Source organism: Clostridioides sp. ZZV14-6150, from assembly GCF_020657875.1.
Lineage (GTDB): Bacteria > Bacillota > Clostridia > Peptostreptococcales > Peptostreptococcaceae > Clostridioides.
This window is the reverse complement of the sequence record NZ_JAGWDA010000025.1, coordinates 1-19889: the sequence shown is the minus strand read 5'-3', so window position 1 is coordinate 19889 and position 19889 is coordinate 1. Positions and strand designations below refer to the sequence as shown.

At 27.0% G+C, this 19889-nt stretch carries 26 protein-coding genes, 1 pseudogene and 1 riboswitch; of the genes and pseudogenes, 3 read left to right on the top strand and 24 right to left on the bottom strand.

Translation table 11 applies throughout. The features are described from left to right. Positions 1 to 84 precede the first annotated feature (84 nt). Positions 85 to 693, bottom strand: a complete 609-nt coding sequence (locus KGF41_RS19305; RefSeq protein ID WP_227828495.1) for an NUDIX hydrolase — start codon at positions 691 to 693, stop codon at positions 85 to 87. Positions 694 to 775: 82 nt separating this feature from the next. Continuing rightward, positions 776 to 1477, bottom strand: a complete 702-nt coding sequence (locus tag KGF41_RS19300) for a B3/4 domain-containing protein (protein ID WP_227828494.1) — start codon at positions 1475 to 1477, stop codon at positions 776 to 778. A 239-nt stretch (positions 1478 to 1716) separates the two neighbouring features. On the opposite strand from KGF41_RS19300, the gene KGF41_RS19295 reads away from it, so the two are divergent. Further along, on the top strand, positions 1717 to 1980 hold the full coding sequence (locus KGF41_RS19295; protein WP_227828493.1) for a DUF1294 domain-containing protein: 264 nt from the start codon (positions 1717 to 1719) through the stop codon (positions 1978 to 1980). 110 nt (positions 1981 to 2090) lie between these two features. On the opposite strand, the gene KGF41_RS19290 is transcribed toward KGF41_RS19295, so the two are convergent. From KGF41_RS19290 to KGF41_RS19265, 6 genes are all read right to left on the bottom strand, one after another. Then, positions 2091 to 2510, bottom strand: coding sequence for a YjdF family protein (locus tag KGF41_RS19290; RefSeq protein ID WP_227828492.1), 420 nt, complete (start codon positions 2508 to 2510; stop codon positions 2091 to 2093). A gap of 209 nt (positions 2511 to 2719) precedes the next feature. Next, positions 2720 to 3502: a PhzF family phenazine biosynthesis protein gene (locus tag KGF41_RS19285; protein ID WP_227857071.1), complete on the bottom strand. Its 783-nt coding sequence runs from the start codon at positions 3500 to 3502 to the stop codon at positions 2720 to 2722. 198 nt (positions 3503 to 3700) lie between these two features. Beyond that, complete coding sequence (locus KGF41_RS19280) at positions 3701 to 5044, bottom strand: MATE family efflux transporter (RefSeq protein ID WP_227857070.1); 1344 nt, start codon at positions 5042 to 5044, stop codon at positions 3701 to 3703. Positions 5045 to 5150: 106 nt separating this feature from the next. Further along, entirely contained in the window at positions 5151 to 5606 is a 456-nt protein-coding gene (locus KGF41_RS19275; RefSeq protein ID WP_227857069.1) for a MarR family winged helix-turn-helix transcriptional regulator, read from the bottom strand. 318 nt (positions 5607 to 5924) lie between these two features. Beyond that, positions 5925 to 6314 carry a BlaI/MecI/CopY family transcriptional regulator gene (locus KGF41_RS19270; protein ID WP_227857068.1) on the bottom strand — a complete coding sequence of 130 codons (390 nt, stop codon included), beginning with the start codon at positions 6312 to 6314 and terminating at the stop codon, positions 5925 to 5927. A 30-nt stretch (positions 6315 to 6344) separates the two neighbouring features. After that, complete coding sequence (locus KGF41_RS19265; protein WP_227828487.1) at positions 6345 to 6515, bottom strand: hypothetical protein; 171 nt, start codon at positions 6513 to 6515, stop codon at positions 6345 to 6347. Positions 6516 to 6856: 341 nt separating this feature from the next. Beyond that, a riboswitch (cyclic di-GMP riboswitch) is annotated at positions 6857 to 6953 on the top strand. 52 nt (positions 6954 to 7005) lie between these two features. Between KGF41_RS19265 and KGF41_RS19260 the strand changes: the two genes are divergently transcribed. Together KGF41_RS19260 and KGF41_RS19255 are read left to right on the top strand one after the other, a co-directional pair. Beyond that, positions 7006 to 7182, top strand: coding sequence for a hypothetical protein (locus KGF41_RS19260; protein ID WP_227435413.1), 177 nt, complete (start codon positions 7006 to 7008; stop codon positions 7180 to 7182). Between the two features lie 227 nt (positions 7183 to 7409). After that, positions 7410 to 7610, top strand: coding sequence for a cold-shock protein (locus KGF41_RS19255; protein WP_131044449.1), 201 nt, complete (start codon positions 7410 to 7412; stop codon positions 7608 to 7610). Positions 7611 to 7798: 188 nt separating this feature from the next. On the opposite strand, the gene KGF41_RS19250 is transcribed toward KGF41_RS19255, so the two are convergent. The 16 genes and pseudogenes from KGF41_RS19250 to KGF41_RS19175 form a co-directional block, all read right to left on the bottom strand. Further along, complete coding sequence (locus KGF41_RS19250; RefSeq protein ID WP_227857067.1) at positions 7799 to 9025, bottom strand: RtcB family protein; 1227 nt, start codon at positions 9023 to 9025, stop codon at positions 7799 to 7801. Between the two features lie 243 nt (positions 9026 to 9268). Beyond that, positions 9269 to 10099, bottom strand: a complete 831-nt coding sequence (locus KGF41_RS19245) for a class I SAM-dependent methyltransferase (RefSeq protein WP_227857066.1) — start codon at positions 10097 to 10099, stop codon at positions 9269 to 9271. Positions 10100 to 10451: 352 nt separating this feature from the next. Beyond that, on the bottom strand, positions 10452 to 11354 hold the full coding sequence (locus KGF41_RS19240) for a radical SAM protein (RefSeq protein ID WP_227850407.1): 903 nt from the start codon (positions 11352 to 11354) through the stop codon (positions 10452 to 10454). A gap of 49 nt (positions 11355 to 11403) precedes the next feature. Beyond that, on the bottom strand, positions 11404 to 11865 hold the full coding sequence (locus KGF41_RS19235; protein ID WP_227828483.1) for a pyrimidine dimer DNA glycosylase/endonuclease V: 462 nt from the start codon (positions 11863 to 11865) through the stop codon (positions 11404 to 11406). 51 nt (positions 11866 to 11916) lie between these two features. Next, entirely contained in the window at positions 11917 to 12372 is a 456-nt protein-coding gene (def, locus tag KGF41_RS19230; protein ID WP_227857065.1) for a peptide deformylase, read from the bottom strand. Continuing rightward, the gene (locus KGF41_RS19225; protein ID WP_413840974.1) at positions 12353 to 12622 is read right to left on the bottom strand and encodes a helix-turn-helix transcriptional regulator; all 270 of its coding nucleotides are present in this window, start codon (positions 12620 to 12622) and stop codon (positions 12353 to 12355) included. Before KGF41_RS19225 ends, def begins: the two co-directional genes overlap by 20 nt. A gap of 81 nt (positions 12623 to 12703) precedes the next feature. After that, positions 12704 to 13420 (bottom strand): ABC transporter permease, encoded by a 717-nt coding sequence (locus KGF41_RS19220; RefSeq protein WP_227828480.1) that lies wholly within the window; start codon positions 13418 to 13420, stop codon positions 12704 to 12706. Then, positions 13417 to 14100: an ABC transporter permease gene (locus KGF41_RS19215; protein WP_227857064.1), complete on the bottom strand. Its 684-nt coding sequence runs from the start codon at positions 14098 to 14100 to the stop codon at positions 13417 to 13419. The genes KGF41_RS19220 and KGF41_RS19215 overlap by 4 nt, the downstream gene beginning before the upstream one ends. Next, positions 14097 to 14840: pseudogene (locus tag KGF41_RS19210) on the bottom strand (ABC transporter ATP-binding protein); the annotation flags it as partial. The gene KGF41_RS19215 and the pseudogene KGF41_RS19210, both read right to left, overlap by 4 nt. A gap of 172 nt (positions 14841 to 15012) precedes the next feature. Further along, positions 15013 to 15759: a site-specific DNA-methyltransferase gene (locus KGF41_RS19205; protein ID WP_227841703.1), complete on the bottom strand. Its 747-nt coding sequence runs from the start codon at positions 15757 to 15759 to the stop codon at positions 15013 to 15015. A 75-nt stretch (positions 15760 to 15834) separates the two neighbouring features. Continuing rightward, a complete protein-coding gene (locus KGF41_RS19200; RefSeq protein ID WP_227841704.1) occupies positions 15835 to 16644 on the bottom strand; it encodes an N-acetylmuramoyl-L-alanine amidase in 810 nt (269 codons plus the stop codon). Position 16645: 1 nt separating this feature from the next. Continuing rightward, on the bottom strand, positions 16646 to 17047 hold the full coding sequence (locus KGF41_RS19195; RefSeq protein WP_227832679.1) for a phage holin family protein: 402 nt from the start codon (positions 17045 to 17047) through the stop codon (positions 16646 to 16648). A gap of 185 nt (positions 17048 to 17232) precedes the next feature. Beyond that, positions 17233 to 18459 (bottom strand): InlB B-repeat-containing protein, encoded by a 1227-nt coding sequence (locus KGF41_RS19190; RefSeq protein ID WP_227857063.1) that lies wholly within the window; start codon positions 18457 to 18459, stop codon positions 17233 to 17235. A gap of 11 nt (positions 18460 to 18470) precedes the next feature. Next, complete coding sequence (locus KGF41_RS19185; RefSeq protein WP_227841706.1) at positions 18471 to 18608, bottom strand: XkdX family protein; 138 nt, start codon at positions 18606 to 18608, stop codon at positions 18471 to 18473. After that, complete coding sequence (locus KGF41_RS19180; RefSeq protein ID WP_227841707.1) at positions 18608 to 18940, bottom strand: hypothetical protein; 333 nt, start codon at positions 18938 to 18940, stop codon at positions 18608 to 18610. Before KGF41_RS19180 ends, KGF41_RS19185 begins: the two co-directional genes overlap by 1 nt. Positions 18941 to 18959: 19 nt before the next feature. Further along, positions 18960 to 19889: PQQ-binding-like beta-propeller repeat protein (locus tag KGF41_RS19175; RefSeq protein ID WP_227857062.1), on the bottom strand; the 930-nt coding region annotated here is incomplete at its 5' end.

Sequence of the window (19889 nt, the reverse complement as noted above, 5' to 3'; positions counted from 1 at the left end):
TAAAAAAGAGATTATATCATTATATGAATAAAATAAATTTTTATACTTTACTCACTCACATAATACAATCTCTTTTCTGTATAATTATTCAAATAATTTAGTTCCTAAACTTACAAACATTTGTAAAATTAAAAATGCTTTTGTATCTATCTTATGATTACTCTGTAAAATTTCTTTTGCTTCATCTTGTGAAACTAAAATAGCTTCAATATCTTCATCTGGTTCTAAAAATTCATCAGTTATATTACCATCACATATACAGTAAACAAATGCAATCGATTCATCACTCATACCAGGAGATAGATAGACTTTCTCATTACTCTTATTTTTTTGAATTTCTAAAAGAGTAAGCCCAGTTTCCTCTCTAAGTTCTCTTTCAACAGAAATATCTATAGATTCACCCTTATCAATAAGACCCGCTGGCAATTCGTATATATATCCATTAATAGGTACTCTAAATTGTTTTATTAAAATTAATTTTTTGCTACTTTTATGAAGACCTACTATTGCGACTGCATCTGCACTATCTGCCTTATTTTCAAGATAAATACTTTTTAATTGCTCACTGCTTTTCCTTGATGCTACCATCCATACCTTATCTTCATCTAGCTTATTTTTATACTCAATTTCAAAAAGTCCCATAAACTTACTTTCAACCAATGGATTTATATTCTTTATTATAGTTTTTTTCAAATTTATTACGACCTCTCTTTATTTAAATACCTTTAAGTAATTATATACATAATAATTTAAAATAAGTATTGGATACAGTTTCTTATATTTCCATTTCTAAGTTATCTTTATCTATGAACCCTACTTTAATTTCACAATCAAATATTTCTTTCAATAATTTTGCTAATTCTTCTCTTGCACTCATTACTTTATCTAAATTTGCATCAGTAAAACCATCTATAGGGAAAAATATATTTTTTGAACTACTTGTAATTTTCCCTTCTTCACCTTGTCTCCATATCCATCTTCTAGTTTTTACCATATCTCCAACAGAATAAATTAATTCTCCTTCTTCCATCAACTCAACTTCAGTTTCTCCAAATGGAATAAATTTATCCCCTTTTTTTGAAAATCTAACAAATACATCATCATCTCTAAAATCCATATCATGTGCACCCATTGGAAGTAGATATTTTAATGAAATAGAATTTCCTAAGTCTACAATAGGATTTATATGTGGAAGTTTTTTATTTTTAGCAACTCTTGTTGTCATTGCTTCTATCGAACTCATAAATTTATTTGGATTCATTCCTAGACTTCTAAATGCTTCTCTATATGGTATAATTTCTTCTGCTTCTTTTACCTTTTTATCTTTAAAGTACTCTTCTACTCTGTCTATACTTATATCTAAAAGATTATTTATTCTTTCAATTTCTTTAGTATTGTCTATTCCTTTTGCAACTACTACACCAAAACATACATTTTCTAATTTATCAAATACTTCTTTTTCTACTATGAATTTCATTTTGCCTTGTCCTCCTGTTATTTTACATTATTTTCTAAGTAAATTTTATCACTTTATGTCTTATAAATATACCCCCTATTTTAGCAATTGTTTAATTTTTTAAAATTTTCCAATTAATATAATATTACTTCTTATGAAATATTTTATATATAGTAATTGTAGATTAGGCTTTTAAAAAAAATATTCTTGATTTATAATGTATAATATATTTTTATTATACGTCTTACGGAGGTAATATTGTGAAAAATTTGATTTCTATATATTTTATAATTATTAATATTATTGGTTTCTCTTCAATGTATATTGATAAGAAAAAAGCAATAAAAAATAAATGGAGAATAAAAGAAGCTACCCTTATTACCATAGCAATAATTGGGGGTAGCATAGGTTCTATCATTGGAATGTATTCTTTTAGACATAAAACTAAGCATATTAAATTTACACTTGGGATACCATTTATAATATTACTACAACTGTTATTATTATATTTTTATATGCTTTAAAGTGATTTTTAAATATAATAATTCTATCTTTATTAATAATTTAAGGTGTATAAAATTTTTAATTTTATACACCTTTTATCTAGCAATTCATAAAAATCCAACCAATTAGATTAATGACCTTTATGTTTGGCTTTTCTTTTCTCTTGTTTCAAATTAAAAAGTCTTTCTTTTTCTTCTTCTTTTCTAGATTTAGATAGGATTTTTTTATCTTGTTTTCTTTCTTCATATTGAAGCTTAAGAGCATTTTGTGCTTTAGTTCCTATAGTTTCTTTAGCCTGTTCTTTTTTTACTTTTCTCTGCATCCTTTTGTATCCAATGTTATCTTTAGATACATTTTTCTCCAATTTAATGCTTCCAAAATTTAATGAAAAGAACTTTTCAAGTATGAATTCATATACTTCTACATCCTTTGGTTCTGCTCCAAAAACTACCCTACACACCTCATATTTTTTACTATCTTGTCTTTCGAATACACCTATCCAAAACGGTTCTTCAAATAAGACTGTTAATTTTCCACTAACATTATCCATTGCTAGTTCCTCCTATTTATTTACTTTATTTCTAAAGAATGGACAACCAAGGAGGCAGGTTACTGACAGCAATTGCTGCGTCTGGACTACCAACCAGACTGTGTTTTTATCTTCGTCAATTAAATACTAACTTTTTTATTTTAATTTGTCAATGTTGACATAAATTTATCTTCTTTATTATTGCTATTAACAACTCTAACTATTTTTCTTTAAATATTATACATTATTTCTCCATGCATAAATAAAGCTACTTCCCCAGAAATTTTTACAACATTATCCCTTAATAATTCACACTGAATAATACCACCACGATTAGAAAGTTGTGATGCTATCATTTTATCTTTTCCCAACTTTTCAGCCCAATATGGTATGAGACTACAATGAGATGAACCTGTAACAGGGTCTTCTGAGTCTAATTCTGGACAAAAATATCGAGAGACAAAATCTGTATCAGTTCCTTGTGATGTAATTATAACACCTAACCAATCTGTTAATTTACTTAAATCTTGATAATTAGGTGTATAGTCTATAACTTCTTGTTCATTATTTAGTAACAATATTAAATCTCTTGAAGAGTAGATAGCCACTGGTGTACAACCTATTAAACTACGTTGTTGTAATGATAATTCAATTTCAACAGGTTCTCTGTTTGGAAATATCATTTCATATAGATTTCCATTTCGTGTAACTTCAAGATTTCCGCTTTGAGTAAAAAAACAAATTTTCTGAATATCTATATCAATAAAATTGGATATAACATAAGCTGCGGCTAAAGTTGCATGACCACATAAATCAATTTCTGCTTTAGGTGTAAACCATCGTAAATCATAATTTCCATCATTTTCAACTACAAAAGCTGTTTCTGGAAGATTATTCTCTGTTGCTATTTTCTGCATTAATTCTAATGATAATCTCTTTTCAAGAGCGCAGACACCAGCAGGATTTCCTTTAAATAATCTATTTGTAAATGCATCAACTACATAATATTTCATTATTCATACCTTCTTTCTAATTTAAAGTTAGGAATACATTCATATTATCTCATATTTAAATAATCAAAACAAATTACTATTTCTTATGAATCTATATAATATATTTATCTACTTTTGATAATGATTTATTGACATATAAAAATAAAATGCCTACTTATCAATATTTCAACATTATTTTCTTTTGTGACAAAATCTCTTCTATACTAATTGCAGTGACTTTTCTTTAAACCACATTATGACAGTAATAATTGTTGCACATACATCTGCTACCAATTGAGTTGCAATAAGACCTGTCATACCCCATAAGTTTGTGAAAATCAGCAGAAATGGAATGAACAGTAAACCTTGACGACATATACTTAACATACCACCTTGTTTTGCCTTTCCAATTGCTAAAAAGTAATTTCCTATGACAATTTGAACCCCTAATGTCATAAATGAAATAGCATCAACAATTAAAGCAGTTCTTCCAATTTCCAATACTTTAACTGATTCTTGATTAAATACATAAATAAATTGCTTTGAAAATAAAATGCACAAAATTCCAAACAATACATTTATAGCAGTACTCCAATATATTGCTGTCTTAGTAGCTCTTTCAACTCTATCTATTTTTCCTGCACCATAGTTATATCCAACCAGAGGAGAATAACCTTTTAAAAAACCATACAAAGCATTGGATTCCAAAGACATAAGGCGATTAACAATTCCCATAGTAGCAATGGCAGCTTCTCCAAATGGTTTGGCAACAATATTAGTTAAACTCACAGCGCCACCAGTCAAAAATTGAAAGAAACAAACTGGTAGACCTATCTTGAAAATCTCTATGTAAATAGTACGCTTGATTTTAAAATAACTAAAAGAAATTTTCAAAAATGTATGCCATTTTAAAATATAAAACCCATAAAATGAAGTAGAGACAAGTTGTGAAATTAATGTTGCAATAGCAGCACCAGAAACTCCCATATGACATCCAAAGATTAAAACTGGGTCTAATATGAAGTTTGTCAATCCACCAAACAACATAGCAGTCATACTAAATGAAGAACTCCCTTCTGCAACTATCATATTATTCATCATTATATTGAAAACATTGAATATAAGCCCCAAAATATATATCAAACCATATTCTCTTACATAATAAAGTGTGTTATCTGTTGCCCCTAAAGAATTCATAAGAGGATTAAAAAATAATAGCATAATTGTAACCAAAACAGCGATTAAAAATATACCTGAAAAGAAAGCTATACTACTACAAATCTTTACTTCCTCATATTCTTTTTTACCAAGAAGCCTTGAAATATAAGAACCTGCACCACTTCCAAAAAGCAGCCCTATTCCAGTACCAACCATAGTTAATGGATATACTAAGGATACTGCAGCAGTTTGCAGTGTACCCAAACGACCTACAAAGAAAGCATCAACAATATTATATAATGCTGATACTACCATCCCTATCATAGTAGGCATTCCTAATTTTAACAGTGATTTCCTTACATCTTCTTTTTCTAAAAGATAGATTCTTTTTTGATTTCCATCCATACCAATCATCCTTTCAATTGTTTTGTTTCAATACAGTATAGTTACTAAACATATTTTTAAAAATAATTGCTACCCTCTACGATAGCAATTTTTTCACATATATCACTTAATTTTCTTCTAGTTTTTTATCAATACTTTCTTCAAAAGCAGAAAAATAACTCAGCATATATTCATAAAAAGGTTCTGGCATATCATCTAACAGTTTGAGTGATTCATCATTAGTTTGCTTATGATACTCTTGATGAGCTTTATAATTTTTCATTCCATCATCTGTAAGGCTCAAAACTACTTCTGTATCAGAATCAGGAGATACTTTTTTTACCACCGTCCCTTTATCTACTAGTTTATAAATCATCTGAGAAGCTGCGCCTTTTGTAATACCTAAAGTATCTGCAAGAGATGTAATATTTATCCCAGGATTATTACCAACAGCTGCTATTGTATGAATTTCTGATTTTGACAATAAAAGCTCTGTTCCATAAGTTCGTTTTTTATCCTCCCATTGATTGTATTTGTGAATAATACGTTCCATCAGTGTAATTAGTTTAGAATAATCTCTCATACTTTCACCTCTATGTGTTTAGTTTCATTACTGTTTAGTTACTATACATATTATGTCCTTGCTTCTCAATTGTCAAGTTTATCTTTAAGAAATATCTAAAGATTTATTTTATAATTGAATAGTTCTTATAGGCTTTTAAGTGTTTGTAAGTATTGTTTTTTCAACATTTTTATTTTTCATTTTAATCCTTTTGTCAGTTAAATGTCAGTAAAATATTTTATCCACAAATTTTACATAAGTTTTCCATAGTTTACCCACAATTTTATCCACAACAATAAAAAGGTAGCAATTATATTAGTAGCTACCTTTTAATATATATTAATCTTCTTCTTGCCAACTTTTTATCCAATCTCCTATTTCTATTATTTTTTCTTCAGTTATTTCCTCTTTATTATGTAGTTTTGAAATTAACTCTGACAGGGGATTGTTATGCAAACCTCCAAAAATTCTTTTACCTTCTAGTTTTAGATATTCTTTTTCTTTTTCTTTTTCTAATACTGTATAGTGTACATGTTTTCCAATTCTCTGGGATATTAAAAAACCTTTTTTACTTAGCCTCGCTAAAAGTGTAATTGTAGTTGTATGTTTCCAACCATATTTTTCCTCCATTTCATCTGCAACGTCTTTAGATATTACAGTTTTATATCCCGAATTCCAAATATTTTTCATCAATTTTAATTCCGCATCTGGTAATTTTTTATTCAACATAATATATTCCTTCTTTCTATATAAACAGAGTTATCTTTTTACTATATTTTGCATATTTTTTATGAATCTTTTTAATTTTTCTTCTATTGTATTATTTCTTTTATGTATAGTTGTAAATATTCGTATGAAAAAGTTATTATCTTTACTTATACACCTTTCTTCTTTTCTAGCACTTAAATATTCTTTTTTAATTACTAGCACATCATAGTTTGATTTAAAACTTACTATTTTCTTTTTTAGATAGAATAGATTTTTTACTCCACATATATTCCATCAGCATCAATTCCCCTCTGTGCAGTTTCTCTACTACCTCTTGTTGCTCCATTTTATGTCACTTCCTCAAATTCAATCTAGCTTAAATTAATAATAGGAGCTTTTTTATACAAAAACTACAGGTAAATTTTTCTATATACTCTACATTTTTAGATTATTTTTTCTAAAATAAAACGACATTCATATTTATAAATTTATTCAATTTTCAAATTTTCAAACAATGATGTTGAATAATAACTGATTTCGTTGTATTATTAAATTGTAGAATAAAACTAAATCGGCAAAACTAGAGAAATTTAGTGACGCAAAGCTATAGGGACTAAGACTTGTAAAATATCTTATAAGTTATGTCAGCCAGTTGCCAAAAAGATATTGTTCTTTTTGTTTTTATGAAAGTTTTTTAGGGGGATAATAATATATGTTTAGAGATAAAATGGATAGATGTACACATATGTTAACTGCTTATATTGGTAGTTCATATGATTATTGTGATTTTATAGATACACAATTAGATGATTTTATACTAGAGTACGGAGAAAATGTAGTAGAAAATTGCTTACATCAAGTGATGGTATTGGTAAGTAAGTATAATTAAATAGATTTTGTTTTCTAGAAGAACCCTTTTTAGTTTTATCTACATTTATATTAATATATAGTAATACAAAACTCTTAAATATATTTTTAATATTAAGAATAACCAAAAATGTTAACTAAAAAATACAATTACATAGACATTTCTATTAATCTATGATACAATAGTATTTGTGGTAATACACAATTAAATCAAGTATATCTTGATACAGGTTAATAGGAGTATTTTTAATGAATAATGGAATAGTGAAATGGTTTAATAATGAAAAAGGATTTGGTTTTATATCAATGGAAGGTGGAGATGATGTATTTGCTCATTTCTCAGCTATACAAACTTCAGGATTTAAATCATTAGAAGAAGGTCAACAAGTAAGCTTTGATATAGTTAAAGGTGCTAGAGGTCCTCAAGCAGAAAATATAACTATATTATAATATATAGATTTTTCGGGAAAGACTCTTTTGAGGGTCTTTTTTTATTGCTAGTATATATAAGATAATTATTAATCCTTATTTCTGAACCTCTATATAAAAAAGGAGTACTATTTTTTGTACTCCTTTTTTATAAATTTTATTTTTTTATATAGATTAAGATTACTGTATTTTCTTAATCTTCCAAATTGTTAATTTGACTTAAAATTATAAATTGGTTTCAATATATTAATTATGTCAACTGTTTCTCTTATATTTTCTACAATCTCACCAATTGGCTTATACGCTTGAGGTGCTTCATCAATGGTTTTAATATTTACACTCGTTGTAAATATATTTTTCATAGATTCTTCATAATCTTTCATATTTATACTTCTTTTGGCTTCTCCCCTTGAAAGTATACGTCCTGCTCCATGAGGTGCAGAATTAATCCAATCTAAATTTCCTTTTCCTACTCCCAAGATAACACCATCTCTCATATTTATAGGAATCAATAACTTTCTTCCTTCATATGATGCTATAGCTCCTTTTCTTAGTATTCTGTTTTCAATTTCTATATAATTATGTATAGTTTGAAAATGGTCTAAATCATTAAATTTAAGACCTATACATTCTTCAATTATTCTTTTAGCCATTGTATTTCTGTTTAATTCAGCATATTTTTGTATAATATCCATATCATGAAAATAATCTTCCATTAATTTGCCTTCTAAATAACATAAATCTTTTGGTATTTTAGGAGTAAAGTTATGTTCTTTTTTAAGCGATATTAATGCATCCTGAATTTCTTCTTCTCTATTTTCCTTTTTGTACTGCTCAACAAGTCTTTTACTATCTTCCTCAAAGTTATTACTAATTCTAATATAGTAATCATAAGCTTTTTTTTGGTAGTATTTTGCTACCCTATTACCAAGATTTCTACTACCAGAGTGTATTATTAAATATTTATTTTTTTCACTATCTTCATTTAACTCAATAAAATGATTTCCCCCTCCAAGGCTTCCAATAGCTCGATTATATTCCTCTGTAGCTTTTCCTATACCTTTTATACAATATAATGATTCTATCTCTTTTTTATAGTTTGCTTTACTATATTTGTTTATATTAAATCCATGAGATATTTTTTTTCTTATAAAATCATCTATCTGTTTTAAATCCAAATCAACTTTACCCAGATTTACACATATAACCCCACACCCTATATCTACTCCAACAAGATTTGGAACGATTTTATCTTGTATTGTCATTACAGTACCTATTACACAGCCAGAACCTGCATGACAATCTGGCATTATTCTTATCTTAGATTTTGTTGTAAATTCCTGATTACATAGTTCTATTATTTGACTTATTGTTGTACTGTCTACATTATCTGTAAATATTTTTGCTTTATTGTATTTCCCTTGAATCTCTAACACTAATACCACATCCTTCTAAACTATATATTAAATTTTATATCATATGCCGTTAAAAAATATATTCAAATAAATTTTATATAAAAAATAATAACAAAAATATTGCTTTTATTTTTATATAATCAAATTTATAATGTATTAAAAATAACATAAAAATGTCCATCTTTCAATATATATACTTTTCTTATGTGATATTATTATAGATTTCAAATTTTTATTCATTTAAACATATTCATCATTTTTTTACTATTTTTGTAAAACTAATCCCATAGTCATACTATCATCAGAATATACTTCACCTTTGACATTATTAAAAAATTCAATAGATTTAAAACCAATATCTTTAATTTCTGCTAAAAAACTCTCTTTTGAAAAGTATTTATTCCAAATATAAAATACATTTTCATTTCCTTCTGTTATAACAAGAGTTTGTTCTAATGTATTGTAATCACTATATTTGCAATTATCTTGTATACACACATATCTTTCACTACTCCAAAATCCTCCTTTTTCATTTATTTCCCATGTTTTAACTTCTTTAAAATCATTGTATTTATTTACTGTAAATACATCTAATATCAACTTTCCTCCAGGTTTTAAACTCTTGTAAATATTCTCCATTAATAGACATCTGCTTTTAGTTGATAAAGCTCCATAATCACAATAAATTAAAGTAGCTATATCAAATTCTTCACTGTAATTCATATTTAAATAACTTTGAAATAAATATGTTACATTTAGATTTTTCTCTTCTTTTCTACTTTGTGCATAATTAATAGAGCGCTTTGAAAAATCAATCCCAGTTACTTTATAACCTTTCTGTGCAAATCTTTCTGCATATAGTCCTGGTCCACATCCTAAATCAATTAAATTTGGATACTTATCTGGAGATGCAACTTTAACTATCCAATCTACAGAATCATTAATAAAGTCTAGACTTCTACTTGCTCCTTCAAAATCAACATCTAAATGCGCTTTTAATAACTGTTTTGAGATATATTCATCATCCCAAAAATTAACTTTACTTTCCTTATAAAGTTCTGGTCTTTCTAAATACATACATAATTTGTTTAACAAAACATACCACTCCTTAAAGTTTATTTATAAAACAAAAAAACCACAGATTCTACTCTGTGGTTTAACTTCAAAAAGATGAGTTTAAATAAGAGTAAAATAGAACCAAATATTTTTAAGCACAACAATAAAACTATCGCTTTATTTTGTTTACTTATTAAATTTGATTTTATCTACTCTTTTCCAGCAATACTTACATCAACGATTTTATGATATCAAGTACGCCGAACAACATCATCCTTTCATATTTTTATTTTATAGATACATTATATATTTATTTATGTTTATTTGTCAATGAATTTTGGTTTAGATAATTTATAATAGTCAATTTAAAAGTACCTTATTATATATAAAATTAATCAAAAAAAGACAACTGAATATCGCCTGAATGTTTTAATTTTTCTTTCATTATTTTGGCATAACTACTTGATAAAGAGTACTTGTTTCTAAGTTGATTAACCATTTTATATAGTTGATTTTTATATTCTTTATTTGCTGAACCTGTACTATATAGTATTGATAATTTATCAAATAAATCAGGAAATTCTTTTTTAATGAAGTCAAAAAAAACACCTCTAGTTACACCTCTTAAATACAAAGTTCCAGGTAACACATAGTGTACATTACTTTCTTTTGCGTATCTAAATAATGAATTTATATTATCAAAATTATCTGTAATATAAGGTATAATTGGCATAATATGAAGACCAACTGAAGCGTTAGTTTTTCTAAATTCCTTTAACATTTTAAATCTTCTCATTGAATCTACTCCATTCGGTTCAATGAGCTTTTGTGTCTTTTCATCTACTGTTGTAATTGTAGAAGCTATGTTAATATATGTAATTCTAGATAATTTATCAATCAAATCATAATCTCTTAAAATTAAATCTGATTTTGTAGAAATAATCGCTGGGGTTTTATATTTGATTAATAGATTCAATATTTCTGGCATAATCTTATACTCAGCTTCTATAGGCTGATAGCTATCTGTCACTCCCCCTATATTAATTACTTCTCTATTCCATTTACTACTACTCAATTGTTTTTCAAGTTTTTCTATTATATTTGTTTTTACATAAATTTCTTCAAAATAATTACTAGAATTCATATACTTATGTGAATAGATAGCATAACAATATTTACATGCATGTTCGCAACCACGATAAATATTTAAATCCCATTTATACGGCATACTTCTTTTTAGTTTATTACAAGCAGTTTCACAATTTATTGGAGTATATTTTACTTTATTATACAAACAATCACCTCTTTACATCTAATCATACCATAATATTAAATTATAGTAATTAAAGTAAGCTATTACCATACCATAAGTCATAGTCATCACCGTATTTACAAAGTAATATATTCCATTCATTCATGGATATTCCTCCACACATTGCTTTTTCTTCTAAATTATATAGACATTGTTTTAAATATACTTCATTATGCCAATCTCTATATAAAGTTTCTAAATTTAGATTATGTAATACAGATACATCCATTGAAAAATTGTTATTATTCCATTTTAGCATTTCTATAAACTTAGTTTCATTAGGTCTATAACCCCTTTTCACCATTTCATCATGTATAACTTTTGCATAAAATTTAAATTCATCTATACTATAATTTAATACTTTATTTACTAATAGATGATTTGGAGTACCTTTTTTCTCTATAGAACCTTTTATAGCGAATAGTTCTCTCCATTGACTTACTAATTGATTTTTAGGTAATACATCAATTAAATCCTTATGCCATAATCTCATAATTTAACTCCTCACTATAAAATATTCTCTAAATTTAGTACTTAAATTACATTATAGTTTCACACGTTCAATAAGTTTATCTGTAAAAACTATGCCATTCAAATGGTCTATCTCGTGACAAAGACATTTTGCCATGAGTCCTGAGCCTTTAATTGTTATTTTCTCACCATTCTCATCTAAAGCTGAAACTGTGACTTTTTTAGGTCTTTTTAATTTTCCCCATACATCAGGAAAACTTAAGCAACCTTCAACAACAATTTGCTCTCCTTCTTCTTTAATAATTTCAGGATTAACAAGTTTAATAAGTCCCTCTCCTAAATCTATAACAACTAAACGTTTTAATATTCCTACTTGACACCCAGCTAACCCCCCACCATTTGGCGTGTTGTACATCGTTTCTGCCATATCATTTAATAGGTCTCTTATCTTATTATCTACTTTTTCTACATTCTTACTCTTTTTTCTTAAAATTTCATCGTCAAAAGTTCTAATCTCTCTTAGAGCCATAATATTCCCCCCTACTTGTCTGAGCTCTTGATTTTCTCTCACTCTCTTCAAATAAAAATATATTTTCAATTGGTTCATTAAAAACTCTTGAAATATCATATGCTAACCATATTGAAGGTTCATTTTTACCAGTCTCTATAGCATTTATAGCCTGCCTAGATGTTCCTACTAATTCTCCTAGTTGTTCTTGCGTTAACCCCAATTTTTCTCTTAATACCTTGATTTTATTTTTCATATATACTCCATTCATGTAATGTTAACCTTACATTTAAACTGTAACATTTTCCAATTTTTATGTCAAGTCAACCTTACATTTATTTTAATAATCTATTTAACTAGATATTTTTTTATTGAATTTTTTAAGTAATAAAACAATCCAAATTAATGATACAATAAATGAGATAAAAATATATATGTAGTTACTATCCTTAAATGCCTTTGCTAACCAAAATGATGGTAAGAAAAATAAAATATACTGTATTTTATTTAAAATAAAAAATGGTGCTGGAATACCTAACATAAAAAGACCTGATAACTTTGTAAGTGCCATACCTTCTAATTTATTTGATGATAAAGAAGTTATTAATATTGATATAATAATTCCTTGCATCAAAGCTACTAAAGAAATCGCTAAATTTAATAAAAAAGAAATTTTAGTTAGCGAAAAAGTTAATAATAAAATTACTGTAATGACAAATGCTAGGATAGCTGGTATTCCAAGTCTTGAAATAAGATAACCACTTTTTCCAATAGGAGTGATTATCAAGTGCTTTGAAATATTATCATCAATTTCTCCTAACATAACCATAGTAGAAGCAAAAAAGAACATAAAAGGTGTTATGAAAGCTAAAAGCAAGTCAAATACTAAAAAATATGGTTCTAAAGTTAATTGATAATAAGAGCTATCAATTAATATATTCTGAATTAATGGTATTCCAAATTTTATAAGACCTCCACATAATATTGGAGAAATGCATACTACAAAAAGCATAGCATCACATTTTATTTGCTCAAATTCTTGTCTAAAAGCATTAATAATTTTTATCATAACTTTATACCACCTACCTTTTTCCAAATACTACAAACAAAATAATATGTTATGAAATAAACTATTATAGTCATCAATATTAAAATTAATATATTAGTTACTAAAGAATTTTTATCTCCACTAATCAGAGAAATACATATATTGAAAGGATACAAATTAGTAAATACATTTAAATCCATCAATACATTAATTATTGGTGGCACAAAGCAGATAATCTCAGCAGGAATAGTTAAAACAATAAATTGATTTAAACTTGATGCTCTACTTGCAAATATAAGCCCAAGTAATGAAAATATTATCGATGCAAAGAAGGTTCCTATAATTACTATCAAAATATTATTTAAATTTGCTGTAATTGCAATTACCATAGCTACAATACTAGATATCATTGACAATGAAATCACCTTTGATAAAATATATTCTGATATTTTTATTGGAGATACCGCTAGAGAATTTAAAACTCTTTGACTCTTCTCAAGAAGTACAATTGCTCCCATAAAAAATAATCCCATTGCTGCTGGGTCAGAATAAATCATAATTATAGCTACCTTTTCTCTCAATAATGGTGGAAATGCATTAAGCAAACAAATATATACAATACTTAAAACAACATATAAAAAATAAAATCCATATTTAAATTGAAACTTTATATCTCCTAAGATAAGATTTTTTAATCTCATTGTAAATTCCTCCCTGTTATCTCAATAAAAATATCATTTAATGTTGGTTCACTACTATGTATTGATAAGAGCTTATTTTCCTTAATAAGCATATTTAATTTTTTGTCGTTACTAGTATCACTTAAAAAACATTCAGAAATTTTTTCTCCATTATCAAAATATGTATATCTAATTTTAACAGCACCTTTTGACATAATAAGATTATGTGGTGTACCTAATGCAGATATTTTCCCATTTACAATGAATGCTACCCTATCACAAAGTTCTGTTGCATCCAACATATTATGAGTTGTTAAAATAATAGTTTTACCTTTAGATTTTTCTGATAGAATCATATTTTTCATAATCTTACTATTTGATGGGTCAAGACCACTTGTTGGCTCATCTAAAAATAATATATCTGGATTATGTAATAAAGCTTTTATAAAATTTAATCTCGATTTCATCCCCTTTGAATACTCCGATATTTTTTTATTTGCTTCATTTTCTAATCCTACTGATTTTAGTAGTTCTCCAATTGGTAGTAATTTTTTAGAATATAAAGAACCAAAGTATTTTAAATTTTCTATTGCAGTTAATTTTTCATATAAACTAGGAAATTCAAAATCAACTCCTATATTCTCATAAAATTTATTTGAATGTTTTTTGCTTTCTATTCCATTTACAAGTACACTTCCTTCATAATTGGTTATCATACCAATTAGAATTTTTTGTAATGTTGATTTACCTGCTCCAGATGGTAATAGTATATTAGTACAAAAATATTATTATAAAAAGACCTTTTAAAATCGTTTTTAAGACACTTAGAAAACTTTCTTTAATACTTTATATAGCTAACTTCTAGCATCTTAATTGTGAAATTTAAGCATAAAAAAGAAGGTAACAGCTTTTGACTGTTACCTTCTTTTTTATTTATAAATTATCTTTGTATGCTCTTTCTATTCTATTTTTACCTTGTTGAAAATAATTTTTATCTAGTTCTATGCCAATAAATTTTCTTTTTGTATTGGCACATGCAACACCAGTCGAACCACTTCCAAAACAATTATCCAGTATAACATCATTTTCTCTAGTATATGTTTTTATTAAATACTCTAATAGACTAGTTGGTTTTTGCGTTGGATGAATACATTTAGTTTCTTTATTAAAATATAATGTATTACTAGGATAATTTGTGTATTCTTGTATATATTCTTTTCCTTTTAAACCACCATGATATATATTCTCTCGTTCTCCATCTTTTCTTATTTTTTTAATTGGTTTATCTAATTTTTTCAGACCTTGAGGAGTGTATAATGGTGCATTTTTATAAAAAACATTTATATCCTCTACACATCGCAAAGGCTGATATTTACAAAATGCAAATCCTGTTTTTGTATTTTTAATCCAGTACCAACTATATTTATAATTTTTTAAATTAGATGCAATTAATTTAGTTGTAAATGGTTGAGCTGAAAATAAAACCATAGCTCCATTATTTTTTATTATTCTATTATATTGTTTCCACATCTCTTCTAAGTTTATAATACTATCCCATTTGCAATTAGTCATTCCGTAAGGAAGGTCGCATAAAATTAAGTCTATTGATTTGTCTTTTATAGTTTCCATTACCTCAATACATTCCCCATTGAAAAGCTGATATTTTTGTATGTCTAACATATTGTAACCCTCCTAATATTATGTATTATATTCGAGTTGAATCTGGATATAGTATTTATTGTTATGCTTAATATCTTACTTTTTTATAAATAGCAATGCTTTTTTAATTGTTTCCCAAACATCACTATCGTATATTTGTGTAAACTTTTCACCTGTATTTTTAGCTATTTCCACCATTTTTTTACTAGCTCCACCACCCACAACATATAAATTTTGTGTTCTATGTGGTTTATAATTTTCTATGTCTGTAACTAAATAACTTTCTTTTTCTCTCTTGTAATATAATCCTAATAAATCTGCTACTACTTTATCATCACCGCTGTACACTATTGTATGTTTGTATCTATTATAATTATTTTCTTCTGCTGAACTAACATGTTTTGTTATTGCATCCACTATCGCAGCTGCTAATTTATCAGCTCCTAAACTTAAATATTTATTCGCATCTTCAGTATCTACGAAGCATACTTCTATTAGCATGCTTTTTGCTTTAGTTTTATTTACTACATATAATCCACTTCCATCTTTTACCCCTCGATTTGTAAATCCTAAATCAGAGATTTTTTTACAAACATCTATAGCGTCTTGATACTGTTTACCTTTATATGTGTAAACTTCGCACCCTTTGCCACCACCAGCGTTAAAATGTATTGATATGAACCAGTCCAAATCCTGTCTATTAGCTTGTGCAGTTATTTTAGATAAACATTCAGATTGTGTAGATGCTTTATCTATAGTACAATCAACTACATTGTTACCTAGTTTTTTTAGTTTGTCTATTACTTTATATCCTACATTTCTAGTTTCTATTGATTCATTTATTTTTCCTATAGCTCCAGAACCTGCTCCCACCTTTGTATGTCCACAATTTACACCTATCTTCATTTTATTTATTCTCCTTTCCAAGTTGTTCTAATGCTTCTTTAATTTTATTTGGTATTGGTAAACCTATTGCTGCACAATTTTCTGTTATACTTAATGCTTCATTTGCTATATAAAAATAGCAAACTAATGTCTTAAATATCCAATCTCCATTATTTATTAGTCTGTCTAATAATGCTGCTACTGCCACAATTACCAGTATTCCACTTTTTTTTGCAATACCTTTAAATCCTACATTACTAGAAAGTTTTTTAAGTACAAACCCTTTAATTACTCCAAATAGATAGTCTATCAACATAAGTGTTAACAGAATAGCTAATACCTCCTCCCAAGTTCCAAATAGCCACGTAAAATACGTTCCTATCAGTGCTGTGATAGTGTTCAATCTTCCATCATAAATATTCATTTTTTTCTCTCCTTATTAAAATTTAAATAACCAATTAATAACTATATACATAAAAAAGGAGCCTTTTTATTGGCTCTTATCATGTAACAATTCAATTAAAATTATGATTCTTATACATTATATTTGGAAACATAAATATGCTGTAAATTGAATTCTCATTTTCTTTTTTAGATTTAAAAGTTATTTTAAAGTTTTCTCCAAAATGCCTGTAAGATAATATTACTCTTATCAATCATTATTCTATCTCCAAAATTTAGCATAGTTGACTCATCATTTTTTACAGTTGACCATCCTATGAGTTCATAACTACCTGCATTTAAATTTCCTGTATTAGATAACGTAACTGTACTTGCACCTGTTAAATATGAATATTGGTCAATTGGTGGGTGACCACTTACACCTGTTCCAGCTGGAAAATTTGAACCATATGCAATCCTATATTTTCCCCACATACCATATAATGTTATATCTTCTTTACCTATAACAATATTTTCTTCTACATCAGATTTTAATATAGGAATTTGAGCTTTTTCTATATTAGAAGTCCAACCTAAAAATTTGTCTTTATCTTCCTCTCCACCTAGTGGATTATTTTCACTATTTTTTAATACAGTAACTATATCACCTTCAACATATCTATTTGCATCAACAGGCACTTCACCCGTTCTATTTAAAGGATATTCTTCTGGTGGGAAATTGGCATTATAAGTAACATATCTATATTTTTTCCAAACTGCATATAAATGTAAGCCATCTGATTGTACATGCTCGTTTTCTATAGTAGCGTTTTCAATTACATCTCCACTTTCAGTTAATGACCAACCACAAAACTTATAATTATATTCTTTGTTATTTTCATCATAATTGTTTAATGGTAAAAGAGTAATTATATCCCCTAAAATATATTTATTACTATCAATAGGTATGGTTGGAATAGGAATGCCTTGAAAATCACTAGGAATATTCAGCTCATATATAACATTTATACATTTATACCAGATAGCATACAAAGTGATGTCATCTGTAGCTATGCATCTTTCAATCACATCTCCATTTTCAGCTAATGACCAACCTTTAAATCGATATTCATTTAAATCTGTATTACTTGGTAAATCTAATCTTGCTTCTGTATTAGCTAATACTGTCATGTCATCTGGTACTGTAACATCTTCGTTTGAATATCCTTCTGGCAAATTAATATTATAATTTATTGTGTATCTCTTACTATTTTCTAATAATTGTATTAATATGTTTAAATCTTCCTTACTCGCTTTCTTACTAAGTTCTAAGTTAATGTTATCCTGCTCATTATTTAATTTATTAATATTTTTTATCACATCTTCATTTAACAAGCTATCACCTACTTTTTTATTTGGAGGACTACATTTATATGTAGTCCTTAGTTTTTTCAATAAAAAAAGAACTATGCTATATAGTCCTCTCCCACAATTTCTTTATATTCTGTTGCTGTTATCTTATTCTTATCTACTGAATTTTTAACCATTTCCTTAGTCCACATTTTATTATCATAATAATATTTTATTTTTTCATATCCTAACATTATATTAATCCTCCCATCATTAAACTATAGTTTATATTTGCATTTTCCTGTTCTAATTCTTTAATCTTTTTTAATGCTTCCTGCTCTGGTGTCAATGGTATTTCGACATACTCATATGTAATCTCTTTTGTTGTCTTATCTACATACATAATAGATGCAAAACCTTCTCTTTGCTCTGCTTCTACTACTTCATCAACTAATACTCCATTTAATTCTAATTCTTGAACTGATTTATTTAATCCATATGTTTGGTCAAAAGGCATGTTATGAATTAAATTCACCTTATATATACTTCCTTCTTTATGTTCTAATCCTGTTAAATATTTTTGCACTTTATTTCCTCCTATTTTTTTAATTATAATAAGCTATTTTTTGTACTGTATATGTATTTTGTAGTTTTTTTACTAAGCTACTTCTATCTCCAGTAATTATATTATTTTCTAAATCAATACATACACTCAATACCCAATCCTTGTAGTTTGAATATTTCCAAATTTCTGCTCCATCAGAAGATATTTTTCTAATGGTATTATCATTTCCACCGCTATATATATTATTTTGAGAATCCACACATACTGAATTTATCTCCTCTGCATGTCCTTTATAACTCCAAATTTCATTTCCGTCTGTTGCTATTTTTCTCACTGTATTGTCACTACTACCACTATAAATATTATCTTGTGAATCTACACATACTGAGTTTACATAACCAGTATGTCCAGTAAATTTCCAAATTTCATTTCCATCTGTCGTTATTTTTCTTACAGTTTTATCACCACTACCACTTATTATGTTATTCTGAGTATCTACACATACTGAACATACAGTACTTGTATGCCCAGTAAATCTCCAAATTTCAGTACCATTTGATGATATTTTTCTTACTTTAACATCAGCACAACCACTTACTATATTATTTTGTGAATCTACACATACTGAACGTACAGTACCTGTATGCCCAGTAAATCTCCAAATTTCAGTACCATTTGTTGACAATTTTCTCAAAGTAATATCAGCACTACAACTAATAGTATTATTCTGTAAATCTACACATACTGAATATACACCCTCTCCATGTCCTTTGTAACTCCAAATTTCATTTCCACTTGGAGATATTTTTCTTACTGTTCTATCAGCACTACCACTAATAATATTATTATTTAGGTCTATACATATTGAATACACATAACCATCTCGCACTTTATCCCATATTTCAATGGGATTAGGTAAGACTTCTTTCATGATAGTATCCAATTTAGTTATTTTATGTATTTCACTTTG

Excerpts from the sequence above, each read along its gene's own strand:
- KGF41_RS19260 (WP_227435413.1), top strand. The coding sequence starts at position 7,006 with ATGTTTAGAGATAAAATGGATAGATGTACACATATGTTAACTGCTTAT.
- KGF41_RS19280 (WP_227857070.1), bottom strand. The coding sequence starts at position 5,044 with ATGGATGGAAATCAAAAAAGAATCTATCTTTTAGAAAAAGAAGATGTA.
- KGF41_RS19290 (WP_227828492.1), bottom strand. The coding sequence starts at position 2,510 with ATGGATAATGTTAGTGGAAAATTAACAGTCTTATTTGAAGAACCGTTT.
- KGF41_RS19200 (WP_227841704.1), bottom strand. The coding sequence starts at position 16,644 with ATGAAGATAGGTGTAAATTGTGGACATACAAAGGTGGGAGCAGGTTCT.
- def (WP_227857065.1), bottom strand. The coding sequence starts at position 12,372 with ATGGCTCTAAGAGAGATTAGAACTTTTGACGATGAAATTTTAAGAAAA.
- KGF41_RS19215 (WP_227857064.1), bottom strand. The coding sequence starts at position 14,100 with ATGAGATTAAAAAATCTTATCTTAGGAGATATAAAGTTTCAATTTAAA.
- KGF41_RS19225 (WP_413840974.1), bottom strand. The coding sequence starts at position 12,622 with ATGAATGGAGTATATATGAAAAATAAAATCAAGGTATTAAGAGAAAAA.
- KGF41_RS19275 (WP_227857069.1), bottom strand. The coding sequence starts at position 5,606 with ATGAGAGATTATTCTAAACTAATTACACTGATGGAACGTATTATTCAC.
- KGF41_RS19270 (WP_227857068.1), bottom strand. The coding sequence starts at position 6,314 with ATGTTGAATAAAAAATTACCAGATGCGGAATTAAAATTGATGAAAAAT.
- KGF41_RS19195 (WP_227832679.1), bottom strand. The coding sequence starts at position 17,047 with ATGAATATTTATGATGGAAGATTGAACACTATCACAGCACTGATAGGA.
- KGF41_RS19235 (WP_227828483.1), bottom strand. The coding sequence starts at position 11,865 with ATGAGATTATGGCATAAGGATTTAATTGATGTATTACCTAAAAATCAA.
- KGF41_RS19255 (WP_131044449.1), top strand. The coding sequence starts at position 7,410 with ATGAATAATGGAATAGTGAAATGGTTTAATAATGAAAAAGGATTTGGT.
- KGF41_RS19185 (WP_227841706.1), bottom strand. The coding sequence starts at position 18,608 with ATGTTAGGATATGAAAAAATAAAATATTATTATGATAATAAAATGTGG.
- KGF41_RS19285 (WP_227857071.1), bottom strand. The coding sequence starts at position 3,502 with ATGAAATATTATGTAGTTGATGCATTTACAAATAGATTATTTAAAGGA.
- KGF41_RS19220 (WP_227828480.1), bottom strand. The coding sequence starts at position 13,420 with ATGATAAAAATTATTAATGCTTTTAGACAAGAATTTGAGCAAATAAAA.
- KGF41_RS19300 (WP_227828494.1), bottom strand. The coding sequence starts at position 1,477 with ATGAAATTCATAGTAGAAAAAGAAGTATTTGATAAATTAGAAAATGTA.
- KGF41_RS19205 (WP_227841703.1), bottom strand. The coding sequence starts at position 15,759 with ATGTTAGACATACAAAAATATCAGCTTTTCAATGGGGAATGTATTGAG.